15 protein-coding genes are annotated in these 16,855 nt (G+C 57.4%); all 15 read left to right on the forward strand.

From position 1 onward, the window contains the following. On the forward strand, positions 1-1,451 hold a 1,451-nt coding region (gene hutH / locus HKN37_00575), incomplete at its 5' end, for a histidine ammonia-lyase (protein NNE45133.1). Between the two features lies 1 nt (position 1,452). Next, complete coding sequence (locus HKN37_00580; protein NNE45134.1) at positions 1,453-2,682, forward strand: imidazolonepropionase; 1,230 nt, start codon at positions 1,453-1,455, stop codon at positions 2,680-2,682. Between the two features lie 43 nt (positions 2,683-2,725). Further along, positions 2,726-3,676, forward strand: coding sequence for a formimidoylglutamase (locus HKN37_00585; GenBank protein ID NNE45135.1), 951 nt, complete (start codon positions 2,726-2,728; stop codon positions 3,674-3,676). Further along, positions 3,673-4,182, forward strand: a complete 510-nt coding sequence (locus HKN37_00590) for an asparaginase (GenBank protein NNE45136.1) — start codon at positions 3,673-3,675, stop codon at positions 4,180-4,182. Before HKN37_00585 ends, HKN37_00590 begins: the two co-directional genes overlap by 4 nt. A gap of 8 nt (positions 4,183-4,190) precedes the next feature. Further along, positions 4,191-5,051: a geranylgeranylglycerol-phosphate geranylgeranyltransferase gene (locus HKN37_00595; GenBank protein ID NNE45137.1), complete on the forward strand. Its 861-nt coding sequence runs from the start codon at positions 4,191-4,193 to the stop codon at positions 5,049-5,051. Between the two features lie 74 nt (positions 5,052-5,125). Next, complete coding sequence (locus HKN37_00600) at positions 5,126-5,686, forward strand: sigma-70 family RNA polymerase sigma factor (protein NNE45138.1); 561 nt, start codon at positions 5,126-5,128, stop codon at positions 5,684-5,686. A 38-nt stretch (positions 5,687-5,724) separates the two neighbouring features. Continuing rightward, complete coding sequence (locus HKN37_00605; GenBank protein ID NNE45139.1) at positions 5,725-6,864, forward strand: FecR family protein; 1,140 nt, start codon at positions 5,725-5,727, stop codon at positions 6,862-6,864. A 152-nt stretch (positions 6,865-7,016) separates the two neighbouring features. After that, positions 7,017-9,626 (forward strand): TonB-dependent receptor, encoded by a 2,610-nt coding sequence (locus HKN37_00610; GenBank protein NNE45140.1) that lies wholly within the window; start codon positions 7,017-7,019, stop codon positions 9,624-9,626. Continuing rightward, positions 9,623-10,555, forward strand: a complete 933-nt coding sequence (locus HKN37_00615) for a DUF4249 family protein (GenBank protein NNE45141.1) — start codon at positions 9,623-9,625, stop codon at positions 10,553-10,555. The genes HKN37_00610 and HKN37_00615 overlap by 4 nt, the downstream gene beginning before the upstream one ends. Continuing rightward, positions 10,539-11,192: a hypothetical protein gene (locus tag HKN37_00620; protein NNE45142.1), complete on the forward strand. Its 654-nt coding sequence runs from the start codon at positions 10,539-10,541 to the stop codon at positions 11,190-11,192. Before HKN37_00615 ends, HKN37_00620 begins: the two co-directional genes overlap by 17 nt. Positions 11,193-11,197: 5 nt before the next feature. Further along, the gene (locus HKN37_00625) at positions 11,198-12,364 is read left to right on the forward strand and encodes an AI-2E family transporter (protein ID NNE45143.1); all 1,167 of its coding nucleotides are present in this window, start codon (positions 11,198-11,200) and stop codon (positions 12,362-12,364) included. A gap of 74 nt (positions 12,365-12,438) precedes the next feature. Continuing rightward, positions 12,439-13,272 (forward strand): purine-nucleoside phosphorylase, encoded by an 834-nt coding sequence (locus tag HKN37_00630; protein ID NNE45144.1) that lies wholly within the window; start codon positions 12,439-12,441, stop codon positions 13,270-13,272. Next, complete coding sequence (locus HKN37_00635; GenBank protein NNE45145.1) at positions 13,272-15,002, forward strand: tetratricopeptide repeat protein; 1,731 nt, start codon at positions 13,272-13,274, stop codon at positions 15,000-15,002. Before HKN37_00630 ends, HKN37_00635 begins: the two co-directional genes overlap by 1 nt. 124 nt (positions 15,003-15,126) lie before the next feature. After that, entirely contained in the window at positions 15,127-15,546 is a 420-nt protein-coding gene (locus HKN37_00640) for a DUF3276 family protein (GenBank protein ID NNE45146.1), read from the forward strand. Positions 15,547-15,772: 226 nt separating this feature from the next. Next, complete coding sequence (gene hisC, locus HKN37_00645; protein ID NNE45147.1) at positions 15,773-16,852, forward strand: histidinol-phosphate transaminase; 1,080 nt, start codon at positions 15,773-15,775, stop codon at positions 16,850-16,852. Positions 16,853-16,855 lie beyond the last annotated feature (3 nt).

Here is a 16,855-nt window from a genome sequence, read left to right on the forward strand (position 1 = left end):
CGGCTCTGCGCGCCGACCCCACGCCGGTCGTTCGATCCCGTGAAATCGTCGATGCTGCGCTCAAGGACGGATCAAGCTATTACGGCATCAACACAGGGTTCGGTGCGCTCGCACGAGAGCGAATACCGGCCGACCAACTCGAGACACTGCAGCGAAATCTTCTGCTGAGTCATGCCGTTGGGGTTGGAGACTGGGTGCCGGTACCGATATCGCGTTTGATGCTGCAGTTGAAGATTCACGCACTGGGACTTGGATTTTCGGGCGTGTCGCTGTCAGTCTTTGAACGGCTTCTGTCCTTCGTGGAGATGGACCTAATCCCGGCTATCCCGTCCAAAGGCAGCGTCGGCGCGTCGGGAGATCTCGCCCCGCTCGCTCATATGACACTTCCGCTGATCGGCCGTGGATTGTTCTGGAGTGGCGACGGCTCGACACTCCTCGACGCGGACAAAGTCCTTGCTCAGAATGGCCTGGCCCCGGTGACGCTGGGCCCCAAGGATGGTCTCTCGCTCATCAACGGCACACAGTTGATGAGTGCCTATGGCGCGTATGTGCTTGAGAAATCGAGTCGACTCGCAAAGCTCGCGGATGTTGTCGCGGCGATGAGTCTGGAGGCGCTGCAGGGAAGTCTGCTCCCGTTCGACGAACGAATACAGGCTGTTCGGCCGTTCGCCGGGCAGATCGATGTGGCTGCCAACGTCAGGGCGATGCTACTCGATAGCGAGATTCTGGAATCACATCGCGACTGCGGTAAGGTGCAGGATCCGTACTCATTGCGGTGTGTGCCGCAGGTTCATGGTGCCACACGAGGCGCACTTGGACACGCGTCAGAAGTGATCGAGACAGAACTGAATTCGGCGACCGATAATCCGCTCGTATTTTCGGACGGGTCCATTTTGAGCGGAGGTAATTTCCATGGCCAGCCACTCGCACTGGCGATGGACTACATGGCGATAGCGCTGGCGGAGCTGGCCAGTATCTCGGAACGACGCCTCTATCTGCTACTCTCGGGGCAGGATGGTTTGCCGCAGTTGCTGATGCGACAGACCGGAGTGAACTCGGGATTCATGATTCCTCAGTACACCGCTGCAGCACTGGTATCTGAGAACAAGATTCTCTGCCACCCCGCGTCCGTAGACTCGATTCCGACCAGCCTGGGTCAGGAAGATCACGTTAGCATGGGGAGCATCAGTGCGATAAAACTTCTCCAGGTCTTTCGCAATGTTGAAACGGTGCTGGCGATCGAGCTGTTGGCGGCCTCTCAGGCGCTGGACTACCGACATCCGCTACGTCCCGGGCGCGGTGTAGCAGCGGCGCACGGCTTTGTGCGCCACGTGATAGCCCATCGTGAGTCGGACTACTATTTCCGGGAAGATCTGGATCCGTGTATGGAGATCGTACGGACTGCAGGTTTACTGAAGTCGGTAGAAGAGGAGGTTGGAGCACTCCGATAATATGCCCACGCTTCGAAACATCACGTGCCTGGCAACCTGCTCGGCCGGCAAGGGGCCTTCCGATGCAGACGTGATCGAAAATGCCGCATTGGTCTGGACGGGCGACCGTATTCAGTGGGTCGGGCCGGAGGCGGATCTTCCGGAGCAGTACCGTGGCGAGTTCCCGATGGATGCCGCGGGTGCACTGGTGGTGCCGGGTCTCATCGACTGTCATACGCACCTGGCGTTTGGTGGCTGGCGCGCCGACGAGTTTGAGTTGCGTTCGCGCGGCGCTACGTATCTCGACATTGCCCGAAAGGGTGGCGGCATCCTGAGCACGGTACGGGAAACGCGTCGCACCTCAGAAGACGACCTGCTGCGGAGGGTCCGCGACTTTGGCGTTCATATGCTTCGATTGGGTGTGACAACGGTCGAGTGCAAGAGCGGGTATGGCCTGACTCTGGATGATGAACTGAAGCTGCTGCGGGTGTACCGGCGCCTGGCGCAGGAGGGGCCGATCAATATCGTCGCAACGTTGCTTGCGGCTCACACCGTTCCCGAGGAATTTCGAGACGATCGGAGCGGTTATGTCGACGAGATCTGTAGCCGCATCATTCCTCACGTGGCCGCTGAGAGACTCGCCGAATTTTGCGATGTGTTCGTCGAGGAGTCGGCTTTTTCTATCGACGAGGGTCGCCGCGTCCTCGTAGCAGCGGCCGAGCACGGTCTGAGAGCGAAGCTCCACGCCGATCAACTGACGGACGGCGGCGGCGCGGCGCTGGCGGCGGAGATGCAAGCCGCGTCGGCGGACCATCTCGAGTGCATAAGCGACGACGGGGTGACGGCGTTGAGCAAGGCCGACGTAGTGGCCGTGACCCTTCCCATTGCATCACTTTACCTGCGCCAGACGCCGCTTGATGCAAGAAGATTGATTGACGCCGGCGCGCGGGTAGCGGTGGCCACCGATTTCAATCCAGGCAGTGCTCCCAGCTATCACCTGCCGCTGGCCATGACCCTTGCGTGCATCATGAACGGACTCACGCCGGCGGAAGCCCTGCGCGCTGCCACCATCAATGCGGCAGCGGCCATCAATCGCGAGCATCTTCTCGGATCACTGGAACGTGGAAAGCAGGCTGATTTTGTGCTTGTGGAAGCCGGATCCATCAATGAGTGGCTTTACCACTTTCGACCGAACTCCGTGCTGAATACATTCATCCGCGGTCGAATCGTGTACGAAGCGAGACGTAACTAGCGAGACTGCCGTATTTGCTCAAGAATCAAGTGGTCGATCCGGAATGAATTACCAGGTATCAGATTTCGATGAGTGGAGCGGGCATTCTCCAGGAACCGACGACGATCCGCGTCTCGGGGACTATGTATCGTTTTCCCCGGGCGGACATCAGGAAATCCTGATTGCGATGGCGGGCTTTCCTGTGGACGACGGGGTCCGGACCAACGGGGGACGCGTAGGGGCCGCTCATGCGCCGGACGACATACGCAAAATTTTGTACCGCATGACGCCGGATGGTCGCCGCTCGACCGAGCACGTCCATGTCCTTCAACGGACGCTGGATGTCGGCAACCTTCGCGCTGGTCGATCCCTCGTCGAGAAGCAGGAATCGCTCGGACAATTCGTTCGGGATTGTCTCCTTGCCGGTGTGCTGCCCGTCATTCTCGGCGGTGGGCATGAGACCGCCTACGGTCACTTTCTCGGGTACATGGAGGCCGACCGGAGCGTGAATATTCTTAACCTGGATGCTCACGCGGATGTGCGCCCGCTCGTCAGGGGTAAGGGCCACAGCGGTTCGCCGTTTCGGCAGGCGCTCGATCATCCGTCCGGTAAGTGCCTGTCATACTCGGTTGCGGGATTGCAACCCGGCCGCAACGCCTCGGCCCACCTCGCTTTTCTCGCGAAGCGTTCCGCTCGGGTGTACTGGGTCGACGATACGACCGAGCCGATGATCGAGCGGCTCATGGTGCCCGCTAACGAGGCCGGCCCCGTGATGCTATCTCTCGACATGGATGTTGTAGACCAGAGCTACGCTCCCGGCGTCAGCGCCCCAACGGTCGGTGGGATCGAACAACGATTGCTCATTGATCTGGCACTAACAGCGGGAGCGACACCGAGCGTAACGTCGGTAGATCTGGTGGAGGTCAATCCAATGGTTGACGAAGGCGGTCGCACAATTCGCCTTGCAGCACACGTGATCTGGAGCTTCCTGCTCGGATTTGCGGAGAGAACATGACGCAGGAGAATCTCAGACCAGGGCGAGTTCGTGTGTTCACGACTGGCGGTACGATCGACAAGGTCTACTTCGACGCCAGGAGCCGTTATGAAGTTGGACGTCCGCAAATATCGGACATGTTGAAGGAGGTGAACGCGAGTGTCGAGTACGCCGTTGAGTCTCTGTTCATGAAAGATAGTCTCGATATGAACGATGAAGATCGGAGACTTGTCCTGGAATCCGTGGAGCGGGCCGATGAAGACCGAATTCTGATTACACACGGGACTGATACGATGGTCGAAACGGCGCGGGTGTTGTCGGTGGCCATTGGTAAGACGATCGTACTTGTCGGTTCGCTCAGTCCATCCCGGTTTAAGGGCAGCGACGCGGAGTTCAATATCGGCTTTGCACTGGCGGCGGTGCAGCTTCTGCCTCCGGGTGTCTACGTTGCGATGAACGGGCTGGTATTCCGGCACGATGAGGTTCAGAAAAATCTCGAGGCCAACCGGTTCGAAACGAACGTCTGAGAGCCTGTATGTGGAAGTCGTTGAACGGACTGGTGCGGATCGTACGTCCGCTCAACTGTGTTATGTTCTTCTCAGGCACTGTGGTCGGCGGCATCATCGTCGCCAGCGCCGGCGCACTTCAATGGCCTGGAAACGCGCCGCTGATTCTAGCGAGTGTTTCGGCCACGCTGGTCGGCGCAAGCGGTAACGTCATCAACGATTTGTACGATGTCGAAATCGATCGCTTGAATCGTCCGATGCGGCCGCTGCCATCCGGTATCGTCACACCCAACCAGGTACGCATTCTCTGGATTTTTCTCGCGATATCCGGACTTGCTGTCGCTCTGCTGGTTTCCGCCCTGCATCTGGCGATCGCAGCGTCATCAGTCGTGCTGCTCGTTGCGTACAGCGCCAGACTCAAGTCGGTATCACTGATCGGGAATCTGGTGGTGAGTATAGTTGTGGCCACATCACTGGTCTACGGAGCACTGAGCATCGGTGGAGCAGCTCTCGCGATTCCCGCGGCGATCTTCGCTCTCGTCACCACGATGTCACGCGAGTTAGTGAAAGACATCGAGGACCTGCACGGAGACAGAGCCCGGGGTGTCGGCTCGTTCGCAGTGCGTGCGGGGACTGCGAGGAGTGCACATTTAGCCGCCGCACTGCTGCTTGTTACGATTGGATTGACGCCGACGCCGTACCTCGTGATGGGATATAGCGGTCTCTACCTCCTGCTGATGTTGGTTTCAAACGGTTTTCTGCTGTCGGCAGTGTGGTGGGTGCTTCATACCGATTCTGAGAAATCCGCTACCCGAGCCAGCCGCAACATTAAAGCCGCCATGATTGTTGGTCTTGCCGCACTGGCGGCATCCGGCGTTGGTCCGGCGTGAGTTCCCGCGGCATTGCAGTCGATGGTTGACGTGCGCATCTTGTGACGTCGGTTACTCCTGACATCATCATCCCCATGAAGACGGATAGCGAACAGATTGCCGGTCTCGTTGATCGGGCCAACGATGGGGACGAACAGTCGCGCGATCGACTGCTGCGTTGGCTCGAGCCCGTACTCAGGGGGTTCTTTGTGAAAAGAATCGGCTTGCGCACTGAGGTCGACGATCTGGTTCAGAATACACTCGTCAGAGTTCATCAAGGAATGCCGCGCCTGCGCGAGTCGGGCAGCCTCAAGGCGTTCTCGATGAAGGCGGCGCTGTTCGAACTCCAGGATTTCTATCGCGGTCGCTACGGGCCGAAGGAGCGCAATCTCCTCGATGAGATCGAGTTGGAAGACGTACGAACCCGGGTACAGGATGCCATGTCAATTGACATTGAGATGGCGCTCAGCTCCTTGACTCCACAGGCGCGTCGGATTATTGAACTGAAGGAGTACGGATACAAGTACAGCGAAATCGCAGGAATGGTCGGATCGACCGAAGCAGCCATCAAGATGCAGGTCAAGCGCGCTTTTGAGAAGATGCGCGACCTGCTCGCCGCCATTTCTGTGCTGTTCATCATGTTACTATTTCGGTGAACCCTACGGCTATAGTATCTGGAAACGGATAGAAGATCATGAACATCAGGTTTGAGCATATTGGCGAGATGTCCCCGGAGGCGCGGGCTGCGTTTTTGAGGGAAATCGGCGAAAATGATGCCATTCTGAGCGATTATGCGGCCTGGTTGGCGATTTCGGAACGCATTCGCTTCCGGCAGGAAGAAGTCGTTTCCGACAGAAGGGTCCTCGTGCTTGCCGCCCTGCAGCGTGCCGGAATGGAAACGGCCCTGAGTGACGACGAGCGCGGTCAGTTGCGGGCTATCTGGCCGCAGATTGAAGAGTCATGGGAAGACACGACGTTTCTGGATGACATTCTGAATCGGATCGCGGCCGACGCGAGTGATTTTGAAGAGAGCTGGACGTTGCGAGAGGGCCACTTGCGTGACGCCGTATCCGCCGTGTCTCCGCGGGCACATGAGCGTCGACTTGCGCGGACGGCGTGGCGCATCGCCGCCGTTGCCGCTACCGTGATCTTCGCGGGCATACTCCTTTTTGTCGCGAGGCGCGATGCAGGCCTTGTTACGTACGATGTGCCGACAGGCGAGATTCAGAACATTACCATGTTGGACGGCTCAATCGTTCGCCTCTTCGGACCGGCGGAGTTGAGTTATCGCGGCGTTGATTCGAAATCGTCCCGCCCGGAAGTCATGCGCCTGACCGGTGATGCATTCTTCGAAGTTGTTGTATCGGATGCGCCGTTTCTCGTGGAAACGTCCACGGCGCGTGTCTCCGTCCTTGGTACGAGTTTTGGCGTTCAGAGCGTCGTTGATCAAACTGACGTTGTCGTCGTCGCGGGAGAAGTGTCCGTCGGATCCCGAGCCGGCCACGATTCGGTGACAAAGCTGATTGCCGGCCAAACCTGCGTCGTACTGCGAGACAATGCGCCATCTGGCCCAGTGGAGATCAACCTGTCCGAAGCTCTCGCATGGGCTAACCTGTTCGTCTTCCGCAAGACGCGACTGTCGGAGATTGCAGAAATCCTGTCACAACACTACGGAGTGACTGTGACCGTCGATTCAGGTCTTGCCACGAAGACCATCACCGGCACGTTTGACAGATCCAGCGACCTTGAGGACATCCTTGAGACGCTCGCAAAGACGCTCGGCGCGAAGGTCGCTCGCATCTCGACCGGGTACCGTTTGACCGACCTGAGCTAATTGGTCTGGCCCAGCGCCGCCTCGGGTAAAGCCACCCGTCATCTGGCAGCGCGCGTCATTTTTTGTCTCCCGGGAGAATCTTCGACGGTGCGTCGTTAGCACGGGACGTGCTCTCGATCCCCAAAGCCCGGATTCACCCGTCGAGGATGTCGATGCGTTCCTTGCTCGTCGCGTTCATTGCTTTGCTGCTTTGCGGCGGAATGACGCGAACCGGTCAGAGTCAATCCGTACGCCTTCCGACTGGCGAGTCGAGCCTCGCCGACGCGCTTGCCAGGATTTCGGTTCAGACGGGCGTTGATATCGTGTTTTCGCATGATCTCGTGGAAGGCTACCGGACAAGCTGCACCTACGACGGGGAGAACGTCGCAGACGCCATTGCCTGCACGCTCCAGGGCCACGATCTCGAATTCGACCAGGTGGCTCCGCGGCAGTTTGTGATCATTGCGAGGAAGCACACCCGGTTCTACAGCATCAAAGGCATGCTGGTGGACGATGAAAGCAATGAGGGCCTCTATGGAGCACACGTATACCTTCCGGCTCTGAAGGTCGGCACGGTGACGCAGGCGGACGGGTCTTTCACGTTGCCAGGATTAACTCCCGGTCGCCACGCACTTCGTCTCTCCTACATCGGCTATGAGACTGTAGACACGCTTGTTCATGTGCCGGCGAAGCCGATTCGTGTCGCACTAGCGCCACGGAGTTTCGGGACGGAAGCGCTCGTTGTCATCGGCGACATTCAGGATCGCGCGGATGTTGCGGCGATACCGGGAGTCGTGGCGCTTCCCGTCAGCGAGTTGTTGGAAATACCGACGTCCGTGGATGACCAGGACTTGTTTCAAGCTCTTGAATGGTTACCCGGTATCGAGCGCACGGGAGAAACGGTAGGTGGTCTCGTCGTGCGAGGCAGTGGGCCTGATCAGAACCTGTATCTCCTGGATGGAGCGCCCGTCTATCATCCCTCACATGCGTTCTCACTGATCTCGACTTTTCAGACGCAAACACTTGCCGACGTCAAGTTCTTTCGGGGCTCTTTTCCCGCCGAACACGGGGGAATGCTCTCCGCAATCCTTGACGCAGAATTGAAGGACGGTCGAAGGACCCGGCCAACCACCACGATTGCCGTCAACGCCATCAGCGCGAGGTTCCTGGTTGAAACCCCGATCAATCGTTCGAGCTCGTTCATGATTTCCGGTCGTCGATCCTATTTCGACAAACTGATCGGCCGGACCCACCCGGTAGAGGAAGACGGTCGTCGGGACACACTTCGAACGGGATACTATTTCTTCGATTGGAGTGCCAAGCTGTCATTCCGTCCGGCTCATCACTCGCGCCTATCACTATCGTATTACCGGGGTCGAGATGATCTCGACCTCAGGCTTCCGTTTGATCTCTCGCTGGATTTCTCCTCATGGTTGCGCCCCGCCGACCTGTACTTTGAGGTGGGTCACCGTTGGGGAAATGAGATCTACAGTGCCCGTTATCAATACGTGCCTAGTGACCGATTTCTTTTCACCCTCACCGCGTACGAGTCCGATTACAAAGGTGCGGAGTCGACATTCGTCCGTCCCACGACTTCTTCGCTGGTTATCTCCGACTACTCCGTCTCGCTGAGGGATCTGGGTGCGAAGCTGGACGTCGATTTCGTGGCGAGCGATGAACTCACGCTGAAGGCCGGGGCCCGATTCATTGAGCATCGTTTCGGTAGTTCTCTGGCAGCCCAGTTGTTGCGGTCGGCAGGACTGGTCGATAACGTTGACGATCAAAGCAAGGTTCAGTCGAAGGAGTCGGTCGGATTCGTCCAGGCCCTCTGGGAGCCGTCTGCGAAGGTCCGAATTCAACCGGGACTCCGGTTGACCTCTTTTGACGGAGCGGGTGCCGTACGTCTCGATCCGAGACTAAGCGTTAGTTACGCGGCGGCACCCTGGATTGTCCTGAAGATGGCAGCAGGGACTCAGGTTCAGTACTTGCACAGACTTCGCGATCGATACTCGTTTCTTTATGATCTCGTGTCCAGTCGATGGGTGCCGGTTGACCAGCAGGTCGGACCTTCGATGAGCCGGCAGGGAGCATTTGGAATAGAAGCCCGTGCCAGCAGTTCTCTCAAGGTTCTGGCGGATATCTATTACAGAACCAGCGACGATGTCCTTGTTCCACTCGACGAGCTTCAAACAAAGGAAGGTCTCGACGGGCCCGGAATCGGGGTTTCGGCCTTGCTCGGACAGTACACACGCGCAGCAACACGCAGTTATGGTTTCGAGCTCACAGGCGAGTGGGAAGTCGGATCATGGACGTCGATGCTGTCATATTCCGGTGGGAATTCGGAGAGCCGGGCACCGGAGATTGGAGAGACGGAATTCAGACCCAGTCGTTATCACGTGCCCCGTTCAGCGCGCGGTGTTGTGTCCCGGTCCGGGAGGAGGTGGTCGTACTCCGTTTCGGCGACCGCTCGGGCGGGTTATCCCGAGACGGTGCCGGTTGGCAAGTACGTGATAGGGAGCCCGGTCGAGGCTCCAACGCTCTATCTCCATCGACCCGTAGTCAACAACGGGCGGCTACCGGCATACATTCGAATCGACCTTCTCGGTGGATACAGATTTCGGTGGCTGAGCGCCGACTGGAAGGTTGGACTCCATCTCTATAATGTGACAAACAGGAGGAACGTACTGGGAAGGCAATACACGCTCACCGGCGACCGCGTGAAGATTGTGGATCGAGGAGGCTTGCCTATACTTCCATTGTTGGAGATTCAGATCGAACTGTGATACGCCGACGTTCATATCTCAGACTCGTCGCGGCGGCAGCACTCGTCGTCGGAATCGTGTCATGCGATTCGGTCCGGCCGGAGGAGACGGGTTCGTTGGCTGTGGAAGCCTACATGAACACGGGACTGCGGCCGGGGCCAGTCATTCTTCGGACCACACAGCCGCTCGACGCAGAAGGTGATCTTTTTGATGGGTCGTCTGCAACAGGAGGCGGGGTCGACCTGGTCATAAATGGAGTGACGGTTGAGTACGAAGAGGGCTCCCCGGGTCACTACTCGCCGCCTGACGAATACACAGATGCACTCGAAACCGGTGACCTCTTCGACGTCCATGTTCGCTGGGATGGCCGGACGGCGCGCGCATCCGGAATACTCCCTCCTCCGATTCGAATCGACAGCATCTCCGTCGTTGCGCCGGGTGAACCGGTGGAGGCCATTCTGATCGATTCATTACGGCTGGATAGCCTGGGCGTGGATGCAACGACAGGCTATATCTACCCGATCGAAACAACTGCGTGGTGGACTCAGGATCCGGCTTCGGGGCCGGATAGCTGGATTCAGGCGCAGCTTCGTCCCCGCAGTCAATTCAGCTCTGTCGTCGTTGATTTCTTTCTGTTGCCGGAGCAGGTTTTCGCGGAAGACGATGCGGGGAGTGGCGAGTTTGCTCCGATGAGCTGGACGGGTCTGTATGCCATTCCGGTTGACCGAGCCGACCAGTCGCTTCCAAGTCATGAGTTGCGAATAGCGGTAGTTCGGTCAAGCAAGGTGTATGCAGACTATGCGACAACCCAGTTCAATTCAGATGGTCGCGAACCTCCGTCAAACGTCGAGGGAGCACTTGGTATTGTTGTCGGGCTCTCGGTCGATTCCGTCGTCGTCCAGGTCGATCCTCTCGCCGCAAAGCAGCAGACATTTGCCATCAACAGATGATATACCGACTGGCCTGATCACCACGATTCGAGTCCAGAGAAAAGACCCGAGCCGGGTATCAATCTACATTGACGGGGAGTTCGCCTTCGGCTTGTATGCGGACATTGCGATGCAGTGTGGCTTGAGGAAGGACGTCGTCGCGGATCGTTCTTCGGTCGAGTCTGCTCTGCGCGCTGAGAGTGTTCGAAGAGCGTATAACGCCGCATTGAATCTCCTGTCATACCGAATGCGGACGGTCTCCGAGATCAGTCAGCGACTGAGTGACAAAGGTTTTGATGAAGAGACCGTCAGCGAAATACTGAGAAGGCTGGTGGAGAGAGGATATCTTGACGATCAAACATTTGCTCGCGAGTTCGCGACGTCGAGGGCGCGCGGTCGCGGCTTCGGGATTCACAGAATTCGGGGTGATCTGCGGAAGAAGGGCGTGGACCGGGAGATTGTCGATGATGTGATTGCAACACTGGACCCGGAGGTCGATTGGCTGGCGCTGGCCCGGCAGCAGGCAGAAAAGAGATGGCCAAGGCTCGGAACAACGGCTGATCCGCGCCGTCGCCAGAAGAAATTGTTCGACTTCCTCATTCGACGAGGATTTGACTTCGGAACGGCTCGGCAGGTGGTCGAGGAAATGGGAGAGTAGTTCAAGTGTCAGTTAAAGAGAACGATGCGTCCGCAAAGGCAGGCACGAAACCCGCGATGACGGTGGACGGCACAGAGTCGCTTGCAGTTTCGTCGAGCGAGGTGCGGACGAACGCCCCCCGATTCACGGCGGATCGGATTATCAGGATCGTGGTGGTGCTGGTTGGTGCTATCGCTTTCGCGGCGCTCGTGTGGTATTTCGCCAGACTGGTGACTTACCTCGTCGTCGGCATCGTCCTGGCCTACTCTCTCCGGCCGATTGCCGATCGAATCGAGGGTCTTGGTGTGGGTCGGATCACGTCAATTTTCTCTGCCTTTGTTGTGTTCATGGGACTATTGAGTTTGCTGGCCACCTATCTGGTGCCATTCGTCGCATCTCAAGTCAGGGAATTGTCGCAGCTTGTCTCCGTAGAAGAAGTCTCAAATATCGCCGCGACATTCGAAGACCGCATCGCGAGGGTCTTTCCAATACAGGAAGGTGCAGTCATCAGCGGTGTCACGCGAGTGTTTCAAACGCTTTTCCAGGAAGAGGGAATAACGAGCGTCATGGCCTCGCTCGTCGGACTGTTTACCAACATCTTCTATGCAGTCATCATCGTTCCTTTCATCAGCTTCTTCTTCCTGAAGGATGGGCCACGGATTCGCCAGGGCATTGTTCAATTCGTACCGAATCGCTTCTATGAGATTACTCTCACGATTATCGAGAAGGTGGAAACGAATATCGGAAGGTACCTGAAGGGTCTTGTTGTACAGTGCCTGTCAATCGCTACGGTGGCGTCGATCTTGTTGTACATCGTTGGTCTGGACTATGCACTGGCAGTCGGAATTTTCGCAGGCCTCGCAAACACAATTCCGTACTTCGGACCACTGATGGGCTTTCTTGCGGGTGTTGTTATCGGTGTTGTGCAGACAGGCGATTTCTCTCTGTTTCTTGGCGTTCTGGTTGCGATGTTCGTGACCCAGTTGGCCGACAATGTGTTCTTCCAGCCTTTCATCTTCTCACGAGTCGCCGAGGCGCATCCACTTATTATTCTGTTTGTGGTGCTTATTGGTGCACAGCTGGGTGGAATTGTAGGGATGCTACTCGCGATTCCTGTGACAACCACCCTTCGCGTCGTAGTGCAGCAAGTGGTGTGGAGCGCACGCAATTATCAGGTTCTCAAGACGACCTGACGAGCGCACACGTGGGGTAGGTTCGGGCTTTCTGGAAATTACAGCAGAGGATTGAAGTGGCAGGTCAAAGCGAGATTACAGTTTGTGCCGACGTCCGTGATGCAGTCGATTACATACGTGAACGCGAGTCGAGAACCCCTGAGGTTGCTCTGATACTGGGGTCGGGACTGGCTCATCTTGCCGCAACGCTGGAAGATGCAACGGTATTCGAGGATGAGGCCATCCCGGGGTACCCGCACGCGACGGTGGAGGGTCATACGGGCCGGCTGCTCGTAGGTCGGCTGGAAGGACGTATCGTAGCCATCGTCCAGGGTCGACTTCACTCGTATGAGGGTCATTCGGTCAGGACGACAGCCTTCCCGGTCCGGCTTCTGCACGGACTGGGAGTGAAGAGACTGGTGGTCACGAATGCGGCGGGGGGAATTAATCCCCTGTTGCATCCCGGTACAATCATGTTTATTGAGGATCACATCAATCTGGGTTTCGGAAGCCCGTTGACAGGTCCGAATATGGATGGGATGCCCCGCTTTACAGATATGTCTGAGCCCTACGACGTGAAATGGATTGCCGATATGGAGGCTTCCGCACTTCGTCTTGGGATTCCGACTTATCGAGGCGTTTACGTGTGGACCCCGGGTCCTTCGTACGAAACCAGTGCGGAGATCAAGTTCTTCGAAAAGATCGGTGGTGACGCGGTCGGCATGAGTACGGTGCCGGAGGTCATTCAGGCTCGATATCTGGGCATGCACGTACTTGGTATTTCGACGATCACGAACCGTGCGACCGGACTGTCCGACACGCCTCTGAATCATGAAGAAGTGCTGGAGGTGGGTAACGAGATACGGGCCGAGATGGAAATGCTGGTTCGAGAGGTGGTCAGGAGTCTGGAAACAGGAGATCAGACCTGATGAGACCGTACTTCGAAGGAACCGTATGGATACTGGTCGTGGTGTTGGCGGCTGCGTTTTCGACTGAGCCGCCGAACGAATCGAACGTCCATCTCTATGGTCGCCTGAACAAGTCTGTCGTCGCAGTTGGGGAGCCTTTTACGCTTCAGGTTGAAGCGTACGCACTGGTTGCGGGAGAAGACGAGGCGGAGGGATTTCGGCGTGCTTTCGATGGACTGGCAATGGCTCCCGCTCCCGGGGTATTGCGCGTCGTCCGAAGAGAAGAAACAGTCGTAAGCGTTGAAGTTGACAAAGACGGACAACACGTTGTCCGTGCGTCGCTACGGATTGTGTTTCGTGCCGGTGACGCTGGTTCTATCGTAATCCCAAGCCTGTTTGTTGACTGGAAGGGAAAGCGTCTTCGCCTTCCTTCACGCACCGTGGCTGCGTATCGCATAAGCGAAGCGTTTCATCGCGCTGCCAACGCGATCGTACCGGTCTTCGTCGAACGGAAGGATGAGACCAGACAGCTCACGTACAAGCGCACCGGATCGGCGTTCTTCATCCGGCATGATGCGCTTGTCACCAGCTACCATGTTGTGGCTGATGGTCGGCGGGTCAACGTCTTACTGCCCGACGGAAGTAGCCTCGAAAGCAAGCATATCTGGGGAATCGACCCGATTCGTGACGTTGTGGTTCTGCACGTAGACCCCGAGCGCGTGCGTGCTGCCGGGATTCGTCCGCTCGCACTGGCAGAGGATATATCCGGGATGGGCGCCCCGGAGTCTGCACAGGCGAAGGTCGTTCTTACAAACGGCTGGCCGGGAGGGGTGCGGCGCAGCACGGCGGGTGTCGCCTACAGCTCGGCCCGGCTAGGATTCGACCGGACTTGGATCAGCAGTAACGGCGTGCGGCCGGGCGACAGCGGCGGGCCTCTGATGAACGAGTTCGGTGAAGTGATCGGTGTAATTACACTGGGGACCAAGACTAGCGACGGGCCGGACGTGCTACAAGAGGACGTGTGCATAGCGAATGATCCCCGTCCGGCAATCGGCCAGATGAACCTGGCGCTCGGAACGCGATCGATGAGGTCAGTCTTTCGACAACCTGGTTTCAGGGAACGTCCGTACGTTCAGGCCTTCCGACTGCTTGCGATGATCTCCCTGCGCGAACGGTTCGATGAAAGTCTGAGAGAGGCGCTCGCCTCGTTCGAGTCTGCGGTGGAGCAACGAGAGGCAGATCCGGGTCTCCACTTCATGCGCGGCATTCTGTATCGAATGCTCGGAACCGATCAAGAGGCGAACACTTCTTTCTCGGAGGTGATCAAGCTTTTTGAAGGGTTCTTCCCCGCGTCATACTTGCTGGGTCTGGATCACCTGCAGAAGCGTGAATTCGCTGACGCCGCCGAGCATTTCGAGCGGACTCGACGCGAAGTCCCGTACAAACATCTCGCTGAATACGGTCTGGCACAATCCCGGATCGGGCTCCACCAATATGACGAGGCGCTGGTCTTGCTCGAGGAGGTGCTGGACTACGATCCCTATTTCGCACCCGCACTGTATGACCTGGCGCTGTGTCACATGGTATTCGGCAATTCGGCGGATGTGACGTTGGTTTCGGCTCGGCTTGGCCATGTTAGCAGGCTCTGGCAGAAGCAGCTGCACCGTATTGCGTCAAATCCGATCCTGCAACCTCGTTACTTGAAGCCGCTGCCGAGGGCAACACTCTCCTCCCAGGACAACATGAAGTAGAGCCCGCCCCACGTCTCGTTGTACTTTTGCACGATCATTTGCATATTGTGTGAAAATTCTCGAGTTGTTGTTTGCGGAGATTCACGGGCGACGCGTGTTGGGATCGCAAGCGGAAGTCAACAGGATGAGTGGTGACACCGAGCGGGGGAATCATGGCCACGATTCTCCGGACCTGAATGAGTCGACTCTCAGTCCGGGCGACGGCAGCGGCCCCGACCGGGGTCGTTATCGGGATGAAGTGTTCTCCAAGCGGGTCCCCGCTGGAAAGAGGACCTACTTTTTTGACGTCAAGACGACGCGATCCGGAGAGGACTTCTTCATAACAATCACGGAGAGCAAGCGAATCGAAGAGGGTCGATACGAGAAGCACAAGATATTTCTCTATAAAGAGGACTTCGGGAAATTCGTGTCGGCTATTCATGACACCATGCGGTTTGTGTGCAGTGAATGTCTGCCGGGCTACGAGTTTCGCGGCATGCCTGAAATACCTCCTGCCGCCGAGCAAGAGGACGCGCCTCGCGACTATACCGACGGAGAGTATTAGATCCCCCGCATTGTCGGCCGGTTGTCTGATCTTCCACACGACGCTTCCGAAGGTATCCGGCCATCCATCTGTTTCACCTCTGCGTAGTACCGATCCGTTCGTGCAGTGCAGTCGCCGTCCGACCCGGATTTGAAGCGAGTTGAGTACCCACCTTCGTTCGAGGTCGTCGCCCCGACGATTCAATGCGTAATTTGAGTCGTCCGACCTAACTCCGCCCATCGTGATTATGGCAACATCATCGTCGCCCATCGATAGGATTCGCCCGCAGGTACGCGCCGAGAAGCAGTACACCGTCAAGGCTCATCCCGGCATCAGCTGCAAACTCAACCAGAACGAAAGCCCGTTTGATGTTGATGACGATCTGAAACAGGAAATTCTAGACGAGATGCTATCGGTGCCGTTCAATCGGTACCCCGAAGATCAGCCGGCGCCACTGATTGAGGCCGTTGCATCATCTCTCGGTTGCAGCCCCGACTCGATTCTCGTTGGCAACGGGTCGAATGAACTGACGCATACGCTCGGCCTTTCGCTGATCGCCGGTGGGCAGAACGTCGTTCTCCCGAAGCCGATGTTCGCGTTGTTCGCAAGCGTCGTCAGACTTTTCGGCGGCCGTTTGACGTCGATTCCCCCTCGTGGCGACCTGTCGTTTGACACCGATGCGATTGTGGAAGCCATCCGCGAGGAGGATCCTGCTCTCACGGTAATTGCGACCCCGAACAATCCGACTGGTCTGGAAATGACCCGAGATGAGGTCGTCGCCATCCTCCGTGCGGCGCGCGGATTTGTTCTGGTGGACGAGGCGTACGTCGAGTTCGGTCGTGAACCGGATGCGTTGCCTCTTATTGAGGACTATCCAAACACGATCGTTATGCGAACCCTGTCCAAGGGAGTCGGGCTCGCCGGCCTGCGTGTCGGATTCCTGGTCGCTCACCCCGATGTAATCCGGGAGTTACTGAAGGCCAGGCTCCCCTTCATGATCGGCGAATTCGCGCAGAGAGCTGCGATCCGGTTGCTGCAGCGTCCAGATTACGTTCGCTCACGAGTGGCGGCAATGCAGCAGGGAACGCAGGCCCTTGGTCGTGCGCTCACCGAACTGGGAGTCGAGCACGTACCCTCTAGTGCCAATTTCATCATTTTCAAGTCACCGATCGGCTCGCGTGAACTGTTCGAGCGAGTAGCCGGCTCGGGCGTATTGATCCGTGACATGAGCGGTTATCCGGAACTGGAAGGTTATGTCCGGGTGTGTGTGGGCACTGCGGATGAGAACAAGGCCTTTTTGACCGCGTTGAAAACGGCGCTATGTTAGTCC

The organism is Rhodothermales bacterium (genome assembly GCA_013002345.1).
GTDB lineage: Bacteria > Bacteroidota > Rhodothermia > Rhodothermales > JABDKH01 > JABDKH01.

What these genes read in the sequence shown, in the direction of transcription:
- HKN37_00580 (NNE45134.1), top strand. Translation starts at nt 1,453, where the DNA reads ATGCCCACGCTTCGAAACATCACGTGCCTGGCAACCTGCTCGGCCGGC.
- HKN37_00585 (NNE45135.1), top strand. Translation starts at nt 2,726, where the DNA reads ATGAATTACCAGGTATCAGATTTCGATGAGTGGAGCGGGCATTCTCCA.
- HKN37_00590 (NNE45136.1), top strand. Translation starts at nt 3,673, where the DNA reads ATGACGCAGGAGAATCTCAGACCAGGGCGAGTTCGTGTGTTCACGACT.
- HKN37_00595 (NNE45137.1), top strand. Translation starts at nt 4,191, where the DNA reads ATGTGGAAGTCGTTGAACGGACTGGTGCGGATCGTACGTCCGCTCAAC.
- HKN37_00600 (NNE45138.1), top strand. Translation starts at nt 5,126, where the DNA reads ATGAAGACGGATAGCGAACAGATTGCCGGTCTCGTTGATCGGGCCAAC.
- HKN37_00605 (NNE45139.1), top strand. Translation starts at nt 5,725, where the DNA reads ATGAACATCAGGTTTGAGCATATTGGCGAGATGTCCCCGGAGGCGCGG.
- HKN37_00610 (NNE45140.1), top strand. Translation starts at nt 7,017, where the DNA reads ATGCGTTCCTTGCTCGTCGCGTTCATTGCTTTGCTGCTTTGCGGCGGA.
- HKN37_00635 (NNE45145.1), top strand. Translation starts at nt 13,272, where the DNA reads ATGAGACCGTACTTCGAAGGAACCGTATGGATACTGGTCGTGGTGTTG.
- HKN37_00640 (NNE45146.1), top strand. Translation starts at nt 15,127, where the DNA reads ATGAGTGGTGACACCGAGCGGGGGAATCATGGCCACGATTCTCCGGAC.
- hisC (NNE45147.1), top strand. Translation starts at nt 15,773, where the DNA reads ATGGCAACATCATCGTCGCCCATCGATAGGATTCGCCCGCAGGTACGC.